The organism is Acidovorax sp. HMWF018 (assembly GCF_003061035.1).
In the GTDB taxonomy this organism is placed as follows: Bacteria; Pseudomonadota; Gammaproteobacteria; order Burkholderiales; family Burkholderiaceae_C; genus Acidovorax; species Acidovorax delafieldii.
The window spans coordinates 1-755 of record NZ_QAIM01000596.1; the positions used below are offsets into that span (position 1 = coordinate 1).

Here is a 755-nt window from a genome sequence, read left to right on the forward strand (position 1 = left end):
GCTCGATGCCGCCAGCCCCCGCGTGCAGGAGCAACCGTTTGACTCCGACCGCAAGCGCATGACGACCTTCCACCGCGCGGCCGCAGGCTTTGTGGCCTACACCAAAGGCGCGCCCGAATCCGTGCTGCCCCGCTGCACCGCCCACTGGACGCCCGAAGGCGCTGCCGCACTCGACACCGCCAAGGTCCTCGCCACCGCACAGCAGCTCGCTGCACAGGGGTTGCGCGTGCTGGCCCTCGCCCGCCGCAGCCACGCCCGCCTGCCCGACACCAACGACATCGACGCAGTAGAAAACCAGCTGGAGCTGCTGGGCCTGATCGCCCTCATCGACCCACCCCGCGCCGAGGCCCAGGCCGCAGTGCGCGACTGCATCAGCGCGGGCATCACGCCCGTAATGATCACAGGCGACCATCCTGCGACCGCGCGCGCGATTGCGCACCGCCTGGGCATGGTGAAGAGCAGCGACGCCCCGGTGCTCACCGGCGCCGACCTGGCCACACTGGACGATGCTGCCCTGCGCGCCCGCGTGGAGCAGGTGCAGGTCTACGCCCGCGTGGACCCGGCGCAGAAGATCCGCATCGTCGAAGCCCTGCAAGCGCAAGGCCATTTCGTGGCCATGACGGGCGACGGCGTGAACGATGCCCCGGCGCTCAAGCGTGCCGACATCGGCGTGGCCATGGGCCAGGGCGGCACCGACGTGGCACGCGAGGCATCGAGCCTGGTGCTGCTGGACGACAACTTCGCCACCATCGTCG

Annotated in this window: 1 protein-coding gene; it reads left to right on the plus strand. The window is 70.5% G+C overall.

The window, feature by feature from the left end; genetic code table 11:
• Positions 1–755: HAD-IC family P-type ATPase (locus DBR23_RS31805; RefSeq protein WP_233250745.1), on the plus strand; the 755-nt coding region annotated here is incomplete at both ends.